The sequence below is a fragment of the Streptomyces sp. NPDC046727 genome (assembly GCF_040645635.1).
Classification (GTDB): domain Bacteria; phylum Actinomycetota; class Actinomycetes; order Streptomycetales; family Streptomycetaceae; genus Streptomyces.
In genome coordinates this window covers 48107-50565 of record NZ_JBEYYR010000054.1, presented here as the reverse complement: position 1 = coordinate 50565, position 2459 = coordinate 48107, and the positions used below count along the sequence as shown (strand labels likewise).

The following is a 2459-nucleotide window of genomic DNA, read 5'->3' as shown; positions in this document are numbered from 1 at the left end:
GTCCGGAACACCGGTGCCGGGCCCGCCGGCGACGCGGACCCGGCACCGGTGTTCCGGACGGGGGATCGCTCAGGCGGGGACGATGCAGTCGAACGCGTGCAGGAAGGGGTTGACCGGCTGGATGTCACCGACCGCCAGGCCCGCCGCCCGGAGCCGGCCGACCATGCTGTCGGTGGTGTGCTTGGCCCCGCCGACGTTCAGCAGGAGCAGCAGGTCCATCGCGGTGCTGAACCGCATCGACGGGGTGTCGTCGACGAGGTTCTCGATGACCACGACCCGGGTGCCGGGCCCGCCCGCCTCGACGACGTTGCGCAGCAGCCGGGCGGTGGACTCGTCGTCCCACTCCAGGATGTTCTTGATGATGTAGACGTCGGCCTCGACCGGCACGGACTCGCGGATGTCGCCGGGCACGATCCGAGTTCGGTCGGCGAGGTCGCCGCCCGGGCGGAGCCGCGGCAGGGCGTTCTCCACCACCCGCGGCAGGTCCAGCAGATGGCCCCGCATCGACGGGTACTTGTCCAGCAGGCTCGCGACGACATGGCCCTGCCCGCCGCCGAGGTCCGCGACCGACCGGCTGCCGGACAGGTCCAGCAGGGCCGCCACCTCCCGCGCCGACTGCTCGCTGGAGCGGGTCATCGCGCGGTTGAAGACGTCCGCGGACTCGGGGGCGTCCTCGTTGAGGTAGGTGAAGAAGTCCTTGCCGTAGAGGTCCTCCACGACGTTCCGGCCGGTGCGCACCGCCTCGTCCAGCAGGGGCCAGGCGTCCCAGGTCCAGGGCTCGGTGCACCACATGGCGATGGCCCGCAGGCTGTTCGGGTCGTCCTCGCGCAGCAGCCGGGACATCTCGGTGTGGGCGAACGTCCCGTCGGGCCGCTCGGCGAAGACGCCGTAGCAGGACAGGGCGCGCAGCAGCCGGCGCAGCGGCTTCGGCTCGGTGCGCAACGCCGCCGCCAGGCTCTCGGCGGTCATCGGGGCGTCCCCGAGGGCGTCGGCGACGCCGAGCCGGGCCGCGGCACGGACGGCGGCGGCACAGGCCGCACCGAACACCAGCTCGCGCAGCCGCATCGACGGCGGAGGGGAGGGGGGTGTCCCCGGCTCCACCGGAGCCGAGAGCTCGGGGGATGGTGCGGTCATGTGCCGCCTTCCTTCCTTGTGTGGGTCTGGTACGGCGGTCAGATCAGCACAGGCCGGCGGGCTTGGAGGCCCGGCAGGAGTTGCGGTCGAAGGTGTTGTCGCTCTTGGTGTTCTCCTGGTTGACGAGGTCCGCCGGCGAGTTGCTCTCCAGGGTGTTGCCGGTGATCCGGTTCGCGGTGCTCGTGGCGCCCACGAAGCTCTTGAAGAGGACGATGCCGCCCGACAGCGGGGACTTGCCCGAGTGGCCGACGACCGTGTTGCCCGTCACCAGGGCCTTCTCGGTGCCGGTCAGCACGATGCCGGAGCCCTGCAGATACGGCAGCCGGGCCGTCTTCGCGCAGTACTTGTTGTTCCGCTCGACGCGGTTGCCGCGGACGGTGATCAGGCCGGCCTTCGGCTTGTTCTCGTCGCCGACCACGAAGACGCCCGCGCAGTTGCCGGTGACGTAGTTGTCCGTGACGGAGAGGTTGCGCAGCCGGCGGACGGTGAGGCCGATGCGGTTGTCCGCCAGGCGGTTGCGCTCGACCACCGTGCCCTTGCTGTCCTTGGCGCCCTGCTCGGCCTTCACGTTGTTGGCGAGGAAGAGGCCCGCGTCCCCGTTGTTCCGGGCGATGTTCTCCCGGAGGACGCCGCGGGTGGAGTGCTCCTGGGCGATGCCCCACTGGCCGTTGTCGTCGGCGGTCACCCGCTCCACGGTCAGATGGTCGGTCCCCATGGCCCACACGCCGGTCTTGGCGAAGCCGGTCACCTTCAGGTCGGCGATGGTGACGTCTTTCAGGGCCTTGTTCTTGCCCCCGATCACGCAGATGCCGTTGCCGGCCGAGAGACAGGTGGGGGATGCCTTCGTGCCGGGGAGCTTCGTGCCGGTGACCTTCGTGCCGGGGAGCTTGGTGCCGAGCCACACGGACTTCGTCTTCTTGGGCGGCTGGATCACGGTGAGCTGGCCCATGCCGCGCAGGGTCACTCCGGCCGTCTTGACGGTGACGGTCTCGTAGTAGGTGCCGGGCAGCACGAACACGGTGTCACCGGCCCGGGCGAGGTCGACCGCCTTCTGGATCGACTGGCCCGGACGCACCACGAGCGTCTGGTGTGCGGCCGACGCCGGGGTCGTGCCGAGGAACGCACCGACGAGGGTCGTGGTGCACGCGAGGTACGTAATGTGTCGTTTCGTCACATTCCGAAGGCTAGGAGCGCATGACCGGATTACCGCCTCGATGCTCCGTTCGGCGGCGTGTCAACGCTCACCTCCGTGGAACTGCGCAACCGGCTCCGCGAGACCACCGGACTCAAACTCGCCGCCACAGTCGTGTTCGACTACCCGAACC

The 2459-nt window shown here is 70.0% G+C and carries 2 protein-coding genes; both read right to left on the bottom strand.

Annotated features, from left to right (window positions below; all coding sequences use genetic code 11):
- Window positions 1–69 precede the first annotated feature (69 nt).
- Entirely contained in the window at window positions 70–1134 is a 1065-nt protein-coding gene (locus ABZ937_RS40010; protein WP_361699838.1) for a methyltransferase, read from the bottom strand.
- Window positions 1135–1177: 43 nt separating this feature from the next.
- Entirely contained in the window at window positions 1178–2308 is a 1131-nt protein-coding gene (locus tag ABZ937_RS40005) for a right-handed parallel beta-helix repeat-containing protein (RefSeq protein WP_361699835.1), read from the bottom strand.
- Window positions 2309–2459: the final 151 nt, after the last annotated feature.

What these genes read in the sequence shown, in the direction of transcription:
- ABZ937_RS40010 (WP_361699838.1), bottom strand. Translation starts at nt 1,134, where the DNA reads ATGACCGCACCATCCCCCGAGCTCTCGGCTCCGGTGGAGCCGGGGACA.